The 14,210-nt window shown below is 68.8% G+C and carries 15 protein-coding genes and 2 tRNA genes; 10 read left to right on the forward strand and 7 right to left on the reverse strand.

Going from position 1 to position 14,210, the window contains the following annotated elements:
- Positions 1-4: 4 nt before the first annotated feature.
- Together bcrB and bcrC are read right to left on the reverse strand one after the other, a co-directional pair.
- Positions 5-1,318, reverse strand: a complete 1,314-nt coding sequence (gene bcrB / locus FHP08_RS06870; protein ID WP_222707832.1) for a benzoyl-CoA reductase subunit B — start codon at positions 1,316-1,318, stop codon at positions 5-7.
- The gene (gene bcrC, locus FHP08_RS06875; protein ID WP_147703568.1) at positions 1,315-2,493 is read right to left on the reverse strand and encodes a benzoyl-CoA reductase subunit C; all 1,179 of its coding nucleotides are present in this window, start codon (positions 2,491-2,493) and stop codon (positions 1,315-1,317) included. Before bcrC ends, bcrB begins: the two co-directional genes overlap by 4 nt.
- A 268-nt stretch (positions 2,494-2,761) precedes the next feature.
- On the opposite strand from bcrC, the gene FHP08_RS06880 reads away from it, so the two are divergent.
- From FHP08_RS06880 to cynS, 9 genes are all read left to right on the forward strand, one after another.
- Positions 2,762-4,552: a 2-oxoacid:acceptor oxidoreductase subunit alpha gene (locus tag FHP08_RS06880; RefSeq protein ID WP_147703569.1), complete on the forward strand. Its 1,791-nt coding sequence runs from the start codon at positions 2,762-2,764 to the stop codon at positions 4,550-4,552.
- Complete coding sequence (locus FHP08_RS06885; RefSeq protein WP_147703570.1) at positions 4,549-5,403, forward strand: 2-oxoacid:ferredoxin oxidoreductase subunit beta; 855 nt, start codon at positions 4,549-4,551, stop codon at positions 5,401-5,403. The genes FHP08_RS06880 and FHP08_RS06885 overlap by 4 nt, the downstream gene beginning before the upstream one ends.
- On the forward strand, positions 5,400-5,921 hold the full coding sequence (locus FHP08_RS06890) for a ferritin-like domain-containing protein (protein WP_147703591.1): 522 nt from the start codon (positions 5,400-5,402) through the stop codon (positions 5,919-5,921). The genes FHP08_RS06885 and FHP08_RS06890 overlap by 4 nt, the downstream gene beginning before the upstream one ends.
- Before the next feature lie 125 nt (positions 5,922-6,046).
- Complete coding sequence (locus FHP08_RS06895) at positions 6,047-6,559, forward strand: phasin family protein (protein ID WP_187272195.1); 513 nt, start codon at positions 6,047-6,049, stop codon at positions 6,557-6,559.
- A 46-nt stretch (positions 6,560-6,605) separates the two neighbouring features.
- Positions 6,606-7,661, forward strand: coding sequence for a DUF2279 domain-containing protein (locus tag FHP08_RS06900; RefSeq protein WP_187272196.1), 1,056 nt, complete (start codon positions 6,606-6,608; stop codon positions 7,659-7,661).
- 252 nt (positions 7,662-7,913) lie between these two features.
- Complete coding sequence (locus tag FHP08_RS06905) at positions 7,914-9,302, forward strand: CmpA/NrtA family ABC transporter substrate-binding protein (RefSeq protein WP_147703597.1); 1,389 nt, start codon at positions 7,914-7,916, stop codon at positions 9,300-9,302.
- A 3-nt stretch (positions 9,303-9,305) separates the two neighbouring features.
- Positions 9,306-10,148: a nitrate ABC transporter permease gene (gene ntrB, locus FHP08_RS06910; protein ID WP_147703599.1), complete on the forward strand. Its 843-nt coding sequence runs from the start codon at positions 9,306-9,308 to the stop codon at positions 10,146-10,148.
- 4 nt (positions 10,149-10,152) lie between these two features.
- Positions 10,153-11,061 carry an ABC transporter ATP-binding protein gene (locus FHP08_RS06915; protein WP_147703601.1) on the forward strand — a complete coding sequence of 303 codons (909 nt, stop codon included), beginning with the start codon at positions 10,153-10,155 and terminating at the stop codon, positions 11,059-11,061.
- A gap of 68 nt (positions 11,062-11,129) precedes the next feature.
- On the forward strand, positions 11,130-11,573 hold the full coding sequence (gene cynS / locus FHP08_RS06920) for a cyanase (RefSeq protein ID WP_147703805.1): 444 nt from the start codon (positions 11,130-11,132) through the stop codon (positions 11,571-11,573).
- Between the two features lie 47 nt (positions 11,574-11,620).
- Here cynS and FHP08_RS06925 read toward each other — a convergent pair whose 3' ends face one another.
- Positions 11,621-11,974 carry a heavy metal-binding domain-containing protein gene (locus tag FHP08_RS06925; RefSeq protein ID WP_147703603.1) on the reverse strand — a complete coding sequence of 118 codons (354 nt, stop codon included), beginning with the start codon at positions 11,972-11,974 and terminating at the stop codon, positions 11,621-11,623.
- Between the two features lie 139 nt (positions 11,975-12,113).
- On the opposite strand from FHP08_RS06925, the gene FHP08_RS06930 reads away from it, so the two are divergent.
- Positions 12,114-12,434: a putative signal transducing protein gene (locus FHP08_RS06930; protein WP_147703605.1), complete on the forward strand. Its 321-nt coding sequence runs from the start codon at positions 12,114-12,116 to the stop codon at positions 12,432-12,434.
- A 17-nt stretch (positions 12,435-12,451) separates the two neighbouring features.
- Here FHP08_RS06930 and FHP08_RS06935 read toward each other — a convergent pair.
- From FHP08_RS06935 to pgsA, 4 genes are all read right to left on the reverse strand, one after another.
- A tRNA-Cys gene (locus FHP08_RS06935) sits at positions 12,452-12,525 on the reverse strand.
- A 171-nt stretch (positions 12,526-12,696) separates the two neighbouring features.
- Positions 12,697-12,772: transfer RNA gene (locus FHP08_RS06940), tRNA-Gly, on the reverse strand.
- A gap of 99 nt (positions 12,773-12,871) precedes the next feature.
- Positions 12,872-13,498: a DUF2202 domain-containing protein gene (locus FHP08_RS06945; protein WP_147703607.1), complete on the reverse strand. Its 627-nt coding sequence runs from the start codon at positions 13,496-13,498 to the stop codon at positions 12,872-12,874.
- A 96-nt stretch (positions 13,499-13,594) separates the two neighbouring features.
- Positions 13,595-14,185: a CDP-diacylglycerol--glycerol-3-phosphate 3-phosphatidyltransferase gene (gene pgsA / locus FHP08_RS06950; RefSeq protein WP_147703609.1), complete on the reverse strand. Its 591-nt coding sequence runs from the start codon at positions 14,183-14,185 to the stop codon at positions 13,595-13,597.
- Positions 14,186-14,210: the final 25 nt, after the last annotated feature.

The following is a 14,210-nucleotide window of genomic DNA, read 5'->3' on the forward strand; positions in this document are numbered from 1 at the left end:
TCCCTCAGTGCGTGCCGAGCGCGGCGCTGCGCTTCTGGCGGACCATCTGGAAGTAGCTCTCCAGGCGGTTCTTGACGTTGGCCGCCGAGAAGTAGCGCGGGTCGACCAGGTCGGTCTCGATGAAGGCCGCAGGCTTGCCGGTGCGCTTCTCGACCTCGCGCAGGATCAGCAGCTGGCCGGCCGAGAAGCTGTTGCAGCTCTTGATCGAGTTGATGAGCAACCCGTCTGCCTGGTACTCCTCGATGTAGCGGCAGATCATGTCCACGCGCGAGGGCAGGTTCAGGTTCGTGTAGCAGCCCAGGCAGTACTCGGCGAGCGACTCGAGCGGATGGTCGGGGTCGTGGCGGAAGCCGAAGTCGTACAGGCCGCCGACCTTCGCGTAGGTCGAGGACACCACCACGGCGCCCTCGTCGTAGAACATCTTCCAGAACTCGCGGAAGCTGGTCCAGTTGGGCGGGCCCTCGACGATCAGCCGGTACTTCTCCTCGCCCATCTCGCCGTCGGGCGTGACCGGCCCCTTGCCCAGGCGCACGCGCTCGTCGATCTCGGCGCGAAGCTGGCGGTAGTACTGGGTGGCCTCGGGCGTGCCGCGGAAGGCGGTGAAGATCGGGCCGATGTAGTAGACCGCCCCGAAGTAGCCGTCGATCGGCGAGGGGCGGTTCTTCGCCGACTGCAGCACCGCCACCAGGTCTTCCTCGGCCTTGGCCGACTCCTTCATGTACTGGCGCAGGCGGTCGATGTCGAACTTGACGCCCGAGATCCGCTCGAGCGTCGGGATCACGGTCTCCTTGAGCTGCCGCACCACGTAGTCGCGCATGTTCGGCGCGATCTTCCCCTCCCCCTGGTAGGGCACGTGCAGCATGATGGTCTCGCTGCCGTACTTGTGCCGGATCAGCTCGAACCACTTCATGAAGGTGAAGCAGCCGGTGTACGACAGCAGCAGCACGTCGGGCCGGGGCAGCGGCTCGCCGGTGGGGCCGATCTCGCCGCCCTGCATCATCCCGAGATCGGCCTTCACGTAGGTGCAGACGTCCTCGGACTGGCCCTCGCGCTCGGCGTCCATGATGAACTTGCCCGACTTCTTGCGCATGCCGTTCTGCAGCGCGTTGGTCTCGGGCAGGCTGCGCGCGAAGTCGAAGCACATCAGCAGCTCGTTGAGGTTGCCCGGGACGAAGGTGGCCGACACCTTGCGGTTCTCGGCGTGGGCCCGGGAGAGCTCGGCGTAGTTGCGGTTGATGAGCTCCTTCTGGAGCCACATCGCGTCTTCCTTCTGGACTTCCTGCTTCTTGCCCGAGGCGGGCATCGCGACGGTGCTCATGCTGCGCTCCAGAGTTTGATCGAGTCGGCGAAGGTCCCGGACTGCTCCCGGATCGGCGCCATCTGTCCCGTGTTCTCCGCGTACTTGAAGGCGGTGGACGGCACGCCGTGCTTGGCCAGGACGTCCTGCAGCATCGGGCGCTCGAGCAGGGCCGGGTCGCAGAAGGACGGCGCCGCGAACACCACGCCCTCGGCTGCCGCGTTCTTCACCTGCCTGAGCAGGTACTGGCCCTTGTCCTCGCGACGGGCGTCGTACTTGGCCGCAGTGGAAGCCGACCGGTGCAGGAAGGCCTTCGACAGCTCCTCGAGCGGCTTGCCGTCGACAGGCACGTCGTCGAGCAGCCAGCGCGTGACCAGCATGAAGTCGTCGTCGACGATGTAGCAGCCGGAAAGCTCGATCGACTTGATCAGGCCGAGCGGCGGCTGCTCGCAGAACGAGCCGTTCATCACGATGCGGGCGTTGTCGCGCATCGGCCGGGGCACGGCGTCGGTCGCGGCGATGTACTCGCGCACGAGCCGCGTGTGTTCCTCCGGCGGCAGGACCATGCCCGCGCGCAGCACCAGGTACACCTCGGAGGTCGGCGCCTGCCAGGGCTTGGCCGCGCGGTAGGCGTAGAGCTCGCGCACGGCCGCCCGGTTGTCGTTGTAGACAGCGATCGAGGCGTTGAGCTCGGCGTCGGTGACCGGCGCGCCGCGCAGCTCGCCGAGGTCGCGCCGCAGGATCTCGAGCTCCTCGACGTAGAACCTGCCGCCCACCTCGTCCTGGTAGTTCTGCGGCACGTCGAAGTAGCGGACGTACTTGTCCTTGAACATCAGCTGCCACATGCCCGAGAGATTGCGGATCACGTCGCAGATCGACGGGAACAGCATCCCGTCGAGGCAGTCCAGCCGGCCGGTGAGGCCGAGCTCGATCGTCGAGCGGGGAATCCTGCAGATGTAGCTCTGGTAGTAGGCGTCGCCCTGGATCACTTCGAGCTGGTCGCCGCCCCCCAGGATGCCCACCGGGAGCATCCCGGCGGCGTGCACCAGCTCCCGGGGCACGTACACCGGCATGTAGCCGATGGCCTTGCGCCCCGGCGCGGCGGCCTTCCACGCCTTCACCGCATTGAAATCGAGATCCTCGAACAGGGCCTGGCAGCGATCGACGATCTGCTGCGCGCTTCGCGGGTCGTTCATCGACGATGCTCCCATGATTTGCTCGCGTCCTGCGGCCGTGGCCGCTCGCCGCGTGTCTTCCTCCGTGCCTGACCGCCTTCGGCCGCCGGCGCCGGCCCTTTCGGTGTTGACCATCGGGGCTTGCCGTGATTATTCTAGTATTGCGGTACCGAATTACGTATTTGTGGATCGGATGCTGACGCAAAGACCCGTCCCGGACCTTGATCTGCGTCAAATCCGGAGGGGCATGCGCCGCGTCGCAACACGACCGCCCGGAGGAGGGCTACAGATGGAAACCGCCTCGACGAAGGACCGACCGACGCCGCGACCGGAACCGACCCCGGGCGCGGCGCCACGGTCGACAGGCAGCCTGTCGATCGCCCTGGCAGGCAGCGGGGGAAGCGGCGTGATGACCGCCGGCAACCTGCTGCTCGACGCGGCTGCGCGCGCCGGCCTGTACGGCCTGATGGTCCGCACCAGCGGCCCTCAGATTCGCGGCGGCGAAGCCGCCGCCCTGCTCAGGCTCTCCGAAGCGCCCACCGAATCGCTCGACGACGCCTTCCACCTGCTGCTCGCGATCGACTGGCAGAACATCCATCGCTTCGCCGACGAGATCCCGATGCGGCCGGCCGGCCTGCTGCTGGGCGATGCCGACGAGGGCGAGCCGCCGGCGGTCTTCCTGGCCGGCGGGGCGCGCTTCGTCTCGCTGCCGCTCAAGAAGACTGCCAAGGCGATCCGCGGCGCCTGGACCAACATGCTCGCGCTCGGCGTGGCGGGTGCGCTGGCCGGCATCCCCCGCGACGCGCTCGAGGCCGCGGTGCGCGCCTCGTGGCGGCGCGAGGCCTCGGGGCTGGATGCGAACCTCGAGGCGCTGCGCGCCGGCATCGAAGCGGCGGATGCGATCGATCGCGAGCGCGTGCCGCGCATCGACGCAGGCGCGCACGCGCGAAACGGTCGCTGGCTGCTCAGCGGGAACGAAGGCGCCGGGCTCGGCGCCCTGCGCGGCGGCATCCGGTTCGTGGCGGCCTACCCGATCACCCCCGCGACCGAGATGCTCGAATGGATGGCGCCTGCGCTGACGCGGATCGGCGGCACCCTGCTGCAGGCCGAGGACGAGCTGGCGTCGATCAACATGGCGATCGGCGCCTCCTTCGGCGGCGTGCCCTCGCTGACCGCCACCGCGGGTCCCGGGCTGTCGCTGATGGCCGAAGGCATCGGGCTTGCCGTCAGCGCGGAGGTGCCGGTCGTCATCGTCGACGTGATGCGCGGCGGGCCCTCCACCGGCATCCCCGCCAAGAGCGAGCAGAGCGACCTCTCCTTTGCCGTAGGTGGCCTGCACGGCGACGCCCCGCGCCTGGTCCTGGCCCCCACCTCGATCACCGACTGCGTGGCGACGACCCAGTGGGCGGTGACGCTCGCGGAAGCGACCCAGGCGCCGGCCATCGTCCTGTCCGACCAGTTCATGGGGCAGTCGCGTGCGATCGTCGACCGGCCGGCCGATCCCGGCTTCGTCGCGCACCGCCTGGTGGCGCAGGCGGACGCTCCAGGCTTCAAGCGCTACCGCGACACCGAATCCGGCGTGTCGCCGATGGCGATCCCGGGCACGCCCGGCACGGTCTACACCGCGGACGGGCTCGAGAAGTCCGAGGCAGGCATTCCCAGCAGCCAGGCGCGCGACCACGCGATCCAGCTCGACAAGCGCGAGCGCAAGCTGCGCCGTCACGACTACGGTCGCTGGTGGGCCGATGTCGAAGGCGCCGGCGACGCGGCGATCCTCACCTTCGGCTCGGTGACCGGCGTGGCGCGCGAAGCCCTCGCCCGCCTCGCCGGGCAAGGCATGGCGCTGCGGCTCGTCGCGCTGCGCCTGCTCGCGCCGGCGCTGCCCGAGCGCCTCGCGCAGGCCCTGGAAGGCGTTTCCAGCGTCCTGGTGGTCGAACAGAACCACTCCGCGCAGCTCTTTCGCTACCTCAGGGCGATGTACGACCTGCCGGGCAAGCCGGCGAGCTTCCATCGTCCCGGCCCCCTGCCGATCCGGCCCGGCGAGCTCGCCGACGCCATCCTCGAATGGAGAAACCGATGACCCCGCTCGCGACCGCCGAAGCCGCAGCGCCCTGCGCGCCGCTGACCGCCCAGGACTACAAGTCAGACTACAAGCCCATCTGGTGCCCGGGTTGCGGCGACTACACGGTGCTGTCGTCGGTCACCAAGGCCCTGGCCATGCTGCAGCTGCGGCCCGAGAACGTGGCCGTGGTCTCGGGCATCGGCTGCTCTTCCCGCATACCGGCCTACACCGCCTGCTACGGCTTCCACGGCGTGCACGGCCGCTCCCTTGCCGCGGCGACCGGGCTCAAGGTCGCCCGGCCCGACCTGACCGTGCTGGTGGCCAGCGGCGACGGGGACGGTTACTCGATCGGCGGCAACCACTTCCTGCACGCCTGCCGGCGCAACGTCGACCTCACCTACGTGGTGATGGACAACCACGTCTACGGCATGACCAAGGGCCAGCCCTCGCCGACGACCGAGCCCGACTGGGACTCGAAGCTGGCGCCCGGCGGCACCGGGCTGCGCAGCTTCCATCCGCTGGTCATCGCGCTGGCCTCGGGCGCGAACTTCGTCGCGCGCGCGTTCTCCGGCGACCCGAACGGCACGGCCGACATCCTGGCGCAGGCGATCCGCCATCCCGGCTTCTCCTTCGTCGAGATCCTCAGCCCCTGCGTGACCTTCCGGCCGGAGCAGCGCGGCTGGAAGGAGCGCGTGCACGCCGCGCCGGTGGAGGCCACCGACGACCCGGCGCGCGCGGCCCGGCGGATCATGACCGACGACGGCTTCAACCTGGGCGTGCTCTACGCCGGCGACCGGCCGGCGTACCCGCCGCCGGCACGCGCGGCGAGCGCAACGGTGGCCGACCTCGAAACGGAGTTCGCGCCATGAATCCGAGCCGCCCCGTTCCGCCCGCCTCGCTCGACGCCCTGATGCGCCAGGCCTACACGATGGAAATCGATGCGCGCATGCGCTACACGGACCTGGCCGACGCGATGGAAACCCACAACAACCGCGAGGTCGCGGCGCTGTTTCGCAAGATGGCCGAGGTGGAGGCGCGCCACGCGGCCCGGATCCTCACGCAGATGGGCTGGCCGGCGCCGCCGGCGCCCGAGCCGATCGCCTGGCACGGGTTCGAGGCGCCGGAAACGGTTCCGGTCGACGAGGTGCACTACCTGATGCGGCCCTGGCATGCGCTGGCGCTGGCGCTGGCCGGGGAAGAGCGCGCGGAGCGCTTCTTCGCGGCCATCGCCGACACCGCGGCCGACGACGCCATCCGGGCGGCCGCGATCGAACTGAGGGACGAGGAGCGCGAGCATGTCGCGCTGATCGCCCGCTGGATGGAGAAGGTGCCGAAGCCGCAGGCCGACTGGGCCGAAGACCCGGATCCGCCGCGCTACACGGATTGACGGGCTTGACGCCCCGGCCGGTCGCGGCCACGATGGCCGCAACCGGGCCGCGCGCATCGCCGCACGGCCAGGGATCCGAGTGCAACCCTTCCGCGCCTCGGCGCGGGGCAGATCAGGAGACCGCCATGGCCAGCAAGCCCCCCGGAACCGAGCAATTCCAGAAGATGCAGCGCGAGGCGATCGACGCCTCGAGCGCGGCCGCTGCCAAGACCCTGGAAGGCTTCCAGAAGCTCGCCGCGCTGAACATGCAGACCGCCCGGACAGCGCTCGAGCAGTCCACCGAGCAGATCGAGGCGCTGCTGTCCGCGCGCGACGCGAAAACGCTGGCCGATCTGGTGACCAGCATGGCGAAGCTCTCCCCCGAGCAGTTCTCGGCCTATGCGAAGGCGGTCTACGCCATCTCCAGCGAGACCGGCACCGACATCGCGAGCATGGTCCAGAAACAGATCGCCGACAGCAACGCCAAGCTGGCCGCCGCGGTCGAGGCGCTCGCGAAGACCGCGCCCGCGGGCATGCCCAACGCCAACGACTTCATCACCCAGAGCATGAATGCTGCGAAGTCGGCCTACGAACAGATGCAGGCGGCCGCACAGCAGTTCGCGCAGTCGGCCGGCGCGGGCAAGGCCGGCAAGCGCTGATCCGGACCGCCCGGGCGGAGCCGGAATCCCGGGCATCGAGGCTGCATTGCGAGCCGGGCCACGCCGCGCGGCGCGCGAAAGAAGGCCGGCGCCCGGCGTTTCGCGCCCGCTCGCCGCGACGCTGTGCGCGGTCGCCCTCGGCCTGGCCGCCACCGGATGCGCGAGCGTCGGGCCTCGTGCGGCCGTCGAGCCTGCGTCGTCGCTTCCGAGCCTCGCGCCGACCGACGCCGCCCCGCAAGTCGGCGCGGCCGCCACCGGCGCGACGGGCACTGCCGGCGCGGGCGCTGCGAGCGCGCCCCGCGCGGACGCCAGGCTCGATCGCCGCCGGCGGCTGCTGACCAACACCGTCATCGCCGGCGCCGGGATCGCGGTGCTCGCCTACGGCGGGAACAAGTGGTGGGGCGACGGCGTGAGCGGCGACTTCCGCACCCAGTACGAAGGATGGTTCGGGCGGGACACCCGCTACGGCGGCGCCGACAAGCTGGGCCACGCCTACTCGAACTACCTCGGCACCCGGTTGCTCACCTGGACCTTCGAGGGCCTCGGCCACGACCCGGAGCGGGCGCGCCGGCTGGCCTTCTACACCACGCTGGGCACCTTCACCGCGGTCGAGGTCATCGACGGCTTCGCGAAGGGCTGGGCCTTCAGCAAGGAAGACGCGCTGATGAACCTCGCCGGCGCCGGGATCGGCTACCTGTCGGACAAGCATCCGGGCTTCGACGACCTGGTGGACCTCAGGCTGCAGTACCGCCCCTCGACCACCGGAAGCACCAAGAGCGCCTGGGATCCGCTGGCCGACTACGGCGGACAGACCTGGATCCTCGCGATCAAGGGCAGCGGCATCGCGCGCCTGCGCAACCGCAAGCCGTGGCGATACCTCGAACTGGCCATCGGTTACAACGCCCGCGGCTTCGAGGATCCTGCCTTTCCCGAGGCGCGCAGCCGGCGGCTCTACCTCGGCATCTCGCTGAACCTGTCGCGCCTCCTCGACGACACCGTGTTCCGCGAACGCCGCGACAGCCGCATCCGGCGAATCGTCAACGGCACGCTGGAGTTCGTGCAGGTGCCGGGGACGGCGGCCTACCACACGCACCGCTTCTGATCGCGCACGCCTCTCGCGGGGCGCGCCGCCCCCGAGCCCGCGGCAACTTCGGCAATCCGCGCCCGGCACGCTCCGCGTTGGTGCACTCGCCTCGCCCGGGCTTCCGATCGGAACCCCTCGCGAGCCTCGATGGTGCATCCGGGCGCCGCCGAGAGGATCCGGGCTCGGCGAGCCCCCCTGACGAGCGCCGGCTCAGCGCGCTGGCACGAATGCTGCATCGACTGCTGCAGACCCCTCACGGAGGCCAGCAGCATGCCGATCTTCTCCAACCCCTTCGATTCCTCGATCCGACTCCGCTCGCGCTGCGACTGTGGCCGGCACGCCTCGCACGAGGCGCACGACGCGGAGGCGGCGGCCGCCGCGCGACTCGCCGAGACCTCTGCCTCGGACGACAGCCGCTACGAGCGTGTCGTCGAGCAGGCAGTGATGCGCGCGCTCTTTCCGGACGACGAAATGCGCCGCCGCTTCCTGAACGCGGTGGGCGCAGGCACCGCCGCCGCGGCGATCTCCACCTTCTTCCCGCTCGGCGCCGCCAAGGAAGCCTTCGCGCAGGGCGCCGGCAAGCTCGAGAAGACGAAGCTCACGGTCGGCTTCATCCCGATCACCTGCGCCACGCCGATCATCATGGCGCACCCGATGGGCTTCTACACGAAGCACGGTCTCGACGTCGAGGTGGTGAAGACCGCGGGCTGGGCGCTGATCCGCGACAAGACCCTGAACAAGGAGTACGACGCCGCGCACATGCTGTCGCCGATGCCCCTGGCGATCTCGCTCGGCGTAGGCTCGGCGGCCACGCCCTACACGATGCCCGTGGTCGAGAACATCAACGGCCAGGCGATCACCCTCTCGATGAAGCACAAGGGCAAGCGCGACCCGAGGCAGTGGAGGGGCTTTCGCTTCGGCGTGCCCTTCGACTACTCGATGCACGCCTACCTGCTGCGCTATTACGTGGCCGAGGCCGGGCTGGATCCCGACCAGGACATCCAGATCCGTTCGGTGCCGCCCCCCGAGATGGTGGCCAACCTGCGCGCCGACAACCTCGACGGTTTCCTCGGTCCCGATCCGTTCAACCAGCGGGCCGTCTACGACGGCGTGGGCTTCATCCACCTGCTGACCAAGGAGCTCTGGAACGGCCATCCCTGCTGCGCCTTCGCTGCCAGCCGCGAGTTCATGGACACCATGCCCAACACCTACACGGCGCTGCTCAAGGCCATCGTCGACGCGACGGCCTACGCGCACAAGCCGGAGAACCGCAAGGCGATCGCCGCGGCGATCGCGCCGGCGAGCTACCTGAACCAGCCGGTGACCGTGGTCGAGCAGGTGCTCACCGGCACGTATGCCGACGGCCTGGGCAACGTGAAGAAGGACCCGAGCCGGATCGACTTCGACCCCTTCCCCTGGCACTCGTTCGCGATCTGGATCCTCACGCAGATGAAGCGCTGGGGCCAGCTCAAGGGCAAGGTCGACTACCAGAAAGTGGCGAGCGAGGTCTTCCTGGCCACCGACGCGGCGCGGCTGATGAAGGAAGCCGGGTTGACGCCGCCAGCCATCACCTCGAAGTCCTTTTCGGTCATGGGCAAGGCCTTCGACCCCGCGAAGCCCGACGACTACGTGAACAGCTTCGCGATCCGGAGGACCTGAACCATGACGACCTCGCCTCGCCTGCGCGCGCTGGCCCTGTCGGCGCTGCTCTTCGCGCTCTTCATCGCGATCTGGTCGCTGGCCACCGGCACCGGCAGCAGCGCCCGGACCGTTGACGACGAGTACGCGAAACTGGTCGGCGCCGCCGCGGCCAGCGGACAGCAGAGCGCCCTGCCCGGGCCGGCCGAAGTCGGCGCGAAGATCGTCGAGCACCTGAAGCACCCGTTCTACGACGCCGGGCCGAACGACAAGGGCATCGGCCTTCAGCTCGCCTACTCGATCGGCCGGGTGCTGCTCGGATTCTCGCTGGCCGCGCTGGTGGCGATCCCGCTCGGCTTCCTGATCGGGATGTCCCCGCTGCTCTACCGGGCGCTCGACCCCTTCATCCAGGTGCTCAAGCCGATCTCGCCCCTGGCCTGGATGCCCCTCGCGCTGTTCACGCTGAAGGACTCGAACGTGTCGGCGGTCTTCGTGATCTTCATCTGCTCGATGTGGCCGATGCTGGTCAACACCGCCTTCGGCATCGCGTCGGTGCGCCGCGACTGGTTGAACGTGGCCCGCACGCTCGAGGTGAGCCCGCTGCGCAAGGCCTTCACCGTGATCCTCCCGGCGGCGGCGCCCACGATCCTGACCGGCATGCGGATCTCGATCGGCATCGCCTGGCTGGTGATCGTGGCAGCCGAGATGCTGGTGGGCGGCACCGGCATCGGCTACTTCGTCTGGAACGAGTGGAACAACCTGTCGATCGCCAACATCGTCACCGGCATCCTGGTGATCGGGGTCGTCGGCATGATCCTCGACCAGCTGCTCGCGGGCCTCGCGAAGCTGGTCACCTACGTGGAGTGAAGCGATGGCTTTCCTGGAGATTCAGGGCCTGAAGAAGGTCTTCCCCGGCACCGGCTCGCGCCCCGACACCGTGGTGTTCGAAGAAGTGAGCTTCCAGATCGACAAGGGGCAGTTCGTCTGCATGATCGGCCACTCGGGCTGCGGCAAGACCACGATCCTCAACGCGCTGGCCGGGCTGGAGAAGCCCTCGGACGGCGTGATCGTGATGGACGGCCGCGAGGTGTCGGGCCCCAGCCTGGACCGCGGCGTCGTCTTCCAGAGCCATGCGCTGATGCCCTGGCTGAGCGTGACGAGCAACGTGGCCTTCGGCGTGCGCTCGCGCTGGCCGCAGTGGTCGCGCGAGAAGGTCCGCGCGCACTGCCGCGAGTACATCGAGATGGTTGGCCTGTCCGGCGCCGAGGACAAGAAGCCGAGCGAGCTGTCGGGCGGCATGAAGCAGCGGGTCGGGATCGCGCGGGCCTTCGCGATCCGGCCCAAGATGCTGTTGCTCGACGAGCCCTTCGGCGCGCTCGACGCGCTGACCCGCGGCACGATCCAGGACGAGCTGGTGAAGATCGTGCGCGCCACGCAGCAGACGGTGTTCATGATCACGCACGACGTGGACGAGGCCATCCTGCTGGCCGACCGGATCGTGCTGATGTCCAGCGGCCCGCGCGCGGTCATCGCCGAGATCGTCGAGAACACGATGTCGCGCGACCGCACCCGCGAATCGATGCACCATGACCCGCAGTACTACCGGATCCGCAACCACCTGATCGACTTCCTGGTCAAGCGCTCGCGTGCCTGCCAGGACCCGGCGGTGCGCACCGCGCACGACTCGAGGCGCCCGCCGGCCGTCAGGCCCGGTCTCGACGACGCGGCGGCCCCCGAGCCGATCGTCCAGGCGGCCGCGAGGGTCGCGAACCTGCGCTGAACTCCCCCGATCAACCCCACGACACAGAGGATGCGAACGCCATGAAGAAGTCCGACGCCGCGATGCCGATGAAGCGCGAAGACGTCACCGACCTGATCCTGTTCCGCCGCGTGAAGCTCGGCGTCAAGTGGACCGACGTCGCGAAGAAGGTCGGCGAATCGAAGGAATGGGTCACCGCCGCCTGCATGGGGCAGATGCAGATGACGAAGAAGCAGGCCGAGGCGGTCGGCAAGCTCTTCGACCTGCCCGAGGACGCGGTGCTGCTGCTGCAGACGGTGCCCTACAAGGGCTCGCTGCCCACCGCGGTGCCCACCGATCCGCTGATCTACCGCTGGTACGAGATCGTGAGCGTGTACGGCACCACGATCAAGGAACTGATCCACGAGGAGTTCGGCGACGGCATCATGAGCGCGATCGATTTCTCGATGGACATCGAGCGCCAGCCCGATCCGAAGGGCGACCGGGTCAAGGTCGTGCTGAGCGGCAAGTTCCTGCCGTACAGGACCTATTGAGCCACGAGCGCGCAGCGGCGCTCAACCCCACGAGCGCGCAGGCGCGCTCACCCCATTTTCACCGCGGTGCCGCTCACCGAGACCATCATCATCCCGTTGTTCTCGCCCAGCACCTCGTAGTCGAAGTCGATCCCGACCACGCCGTCGGCGCCGAGCTCGCGCGCCGCGGCGATCATGTCGTCGAGCGCCGCGTCGCGCGCGCCGGACAGCGCGCGCTCGTAGCCGCCCGCCCGGCCGCCCACGATGTCGCGCACCGAGGAGAACATGTCGCGGAAGATGTTCGCGCCGATGATCGCCTCGCCGTTGACCACGCCGAGATAGTTCTCGACGCGCGCGGCGTTGCCGTCGGGGATCACGGTGGCGAGGAAGAAGCTGTCGGCCTTCCTGGAGAACCAGCCCATTTCAGGCTCCCGATTCGTGTTGCGATGGCGGCACGATACACGGGCCACCCAGCGCGCGTAGCGGCTCTCGATCGTTGCAGTCCGCCTGCTTTCCCGTGCCCGATGGAATCCGCGGCCCGAGTCCATCATACTGGGCGCCATGAAGCGCCTGATCTGCGCACCGAATCTCGTGCTCGCCACGATGTGGGCCGACCAGCTCACCGCGGCCGGCATGACCGCCACCGTGCAGCGAGCCTGGGCAGGAAGCATCAGCGGAGAGATCCCCCCGGATCAGGCGCTTCCGGAAGTCTGGGTCATGGATGACGACCGTCATGCCGAGGCCTTGAGCCTGTTGCACGAGCTGCGCAATCCGCCCTGGCGCCATTGGGCCTGCCGAAACTGCCTGGAACAGGTCGACGGGCCGTTCGAGCAATGCTGGAACTGCGGCGCGCCGCGGCCGGCGCCTCTTCGCGACGAATAGCCACGCTGCGGGAGATATGGAGGCGGAGGTCGGAATCGAACCGGCGTAGACGGCTTTGCAGGCCGCTGCATGACCACTCTGCCACCCCGCCTGGGGCGCGGGCCGCCGACAGTTTCGGCGGACCCGGATGGATCCCTGGGGAAAGGAACCCGGAAAGACTCCGAAGCTCTTGAGCTTCTACCCGGAAGCTCTTGAGCTTCTACCCGGAAGCTATCGGGCTCCCGAAAGAAAAAGGGAAGCGATCAGGCTTCCCTTTGGAAACTGGAGCGGGAGACGAGTCTCGAACTCGCGACCTCAACCTTGGCAAGGTTGCGCTCTACCAACTGAGCTACTCCCGCATCAACTGAGACCGCGATTATAGCGAAGCAAGAAAGCCTGTCAAATCGCCGCGCGTTTCCCGGCCGAAGCCTGCCACCTGGCCGCCCCCGACTCGCGATTCAGCCGCAGGTCTCCATCGGCGAACCCACGATCGCGTCGAACTCGGCCTGGGTGATGTACTTCGGGACATAGCTCCCCCCGGAGGCCGCCAGCTCCGGATAGTAGCTGCGCAGGTGGTTGCGCGAGCCGCACGACAGGCTCGTGTAGACGGAGATGATGTCGCCCCGCTCGACCACCGCGAGCCAGCTGGCGATGTCCTTGATGTCCAGCTCCTCGATCTGCACGCCCACCGTCAGGGCATTGATGCGGCTCTGATTTCCGAAGGCGACCAGCTGGTCGTAGAGCTGCTGGAACTTCGGGTCGGTGAACACGCCGGGCGGGTTCGCGATGGCCGGGTCGATCAGGTTGTACTTGTCGATCAGCGCCTTGACCGCGTCGGTGTGCGTCTGCTCGCTGCCTGCGATGTTCGCGAAGATCTGGTCGCGCCAGACTGCGTAGAGCGCCAGGTAGACGTCACGAGCGAGCTTTTCCTCCTCGCGCATGGCGTAGAGGCTGTCGAGCTCGTTGGCGCTCAGGTCCTCGAAGGACAGGCGGTCGTCGCTGCTGCTGCAGGCGGCGAGCACGCCGACCGCCAGGAGCACGACGCACAGTGCGCGCGCGGCTCGCGCGATTCGCTTTGCGGACATGACGGACCTCTCGTGAGAACTTTGGCCAACCCTCAATTTCGGCCCCTGGGGCGAGCCTTGCGTTGACCGGTGTCAACCGCGGCACGGCCGTCTTCCCTAGGCCTCGCCGTCGGTCCTGCCGACGGCCGCCTTTCCGTCGCGCAGCACCGGCCACGCCTGGCGCAGGTAGTAGAGCATCGACCAGACCGTGAGGATCGCCGCGATCCAGACCAGCCAGGTGCCCAGGCTGCGCGAGTGCAGGCCGAGCACGCGCCCGTCGTAGAGCAGCAGCGGGATCGCCACCAGCTGGGACACGGTCTTCAGCTTGCCGATCGAATGCACGGCCACGCTGGCGCGCGCGCCCATCTGGGCCATCCACTCGCGCAGCGCGGAGATGGTGAGCTCGCGGCCCACGATGATCGCCGCGACGATCGCATCGACCCGGTTCAGGTCGACCAGCATGACCAGGGCCACGCAGACGATCAGCTTGTCGGCCACCGGATCGAGGAAGGCGCCGAAGGCCGAAGTCTGCCCCCAGCGCCGCGCCAGCCAGCCGTCGAGCCAGTCGGTGATGGCGGCGCCCACGAACAAGGCCGTGGCGATGGCGTTCTGCGCAACGACCGGCAGGGGCAGGAAAAACACGCCGACCAGGAGCGGGATGGCGACCACCCGGGCCCAGGTCAGCAGTGTCGGAAGGTTCGGTTGCATGGTCGGAAGGCCGCCCGGCCGCCCG

Origin of the sequence: Zeimonas arvi (assembly GCF_008039575.1) — a bacterium.
Taxonomy (GTDB): Bacteria; Pseudomonadota; Gammaproteobacteria; order Burkholderiales; family Burkholderiaceae_E; genus Zeimonas; species Zeimonas arvi.

Coding starts and splice junctions, on each gene's coding strand:
- pgsA (WP_147703609.1), bottom strand. CDS start 14,185: ATGCAACCGAACCTTCCGACACTGCTGACCTGGGCCCGGGTGGTCGCC.
- FHP08_RS06895 (WP_187272195.1), top strand. CDS start 6,047: ATGGCCAGCAAGCCCCCCGGAACCGAGCAATTCCAGAAGATGCAGCGC.
- ntrB (WP_147703599.1), top strand. CDS start 9,306: ATGACGACCTCGCCTCGCCTGCGCGCGCTGGCCCTGTCGGCGCTGCTC.
- FHP08_RS06915 (WP_147703601.1), top strand. CDS start 10,153: ATGGCTTTCCTGGAGATTCAGGGCCTGAAGAAGGTCTTCCCCGGCACC.
- FHP08_RS06945 (WP_147703607.1), bottom strand. CDS start 13,498: ATGTCCGCAAAGCGAATCGCGCGAGCCGCGCGCGCACTGTGCGTCGTG.
- FHP08_RS06885 (WP_147703570.1), top strand. CDS start 4,549: ATGACCCCGCTCGCGACCGCCGAAGCCGCAGCGCCCTGCGCGCCGCTG.
- FHP08_RS06905 (WP_147703597.1), top strand. CDS start 7,914: ATGCCGATCTTCTCCAACCCCTTCGATTCCTCGATCCGACTCCGCTCG.
- FHP08_RS06890 (WP_147703591.1), top strand. CDS start 5,400: ATGAATCCGAGCCGCCCCGTTCCGCCCGCCTCGCTCGACGCCCTGATG.
- cynS (WP_147703805.1), top strand. CDS start 11,130: ATGAAGCGCGAAGACGTCACCGACCTGATCCTGTTCCGCCGCGTGAAG.
- FHP08_RS06925 (WP_147703603.1), bottom strand. CDS start 11,974: ATGGGCTGGTTCTCCAGGAAGGCCGACAGCTTCTTCCTCGCCACCGTG.
- bcrB (WP_222707832.1), bottom strand. CDS start 1,318: ATGAGCACCGTCGCGATGCCCGCCTCGGGCAAGAAGCAGGAAGTCCAG.
- FHP08_RS06930 (WP_147703605.1), top strand. CDS start 12,114: ATGAAGCGCCTGATCTGCGCACCGAATCTCGTGCTCGCCACGATGTGG.
- FHP08_RS06880 (WP_147703569.1), top strand. CDS start 2,762: ATGGAAACCGCCTCGACGAAGGACCGACCGACGCCGCGACCGGAACCG.
- bcrC (WP_147703568.1), bottom strand. CDS start 2,493: ATGAACGACCCGCGAAGCGCGCAGCAGATCGTCGATCGCTGCCAGGCC.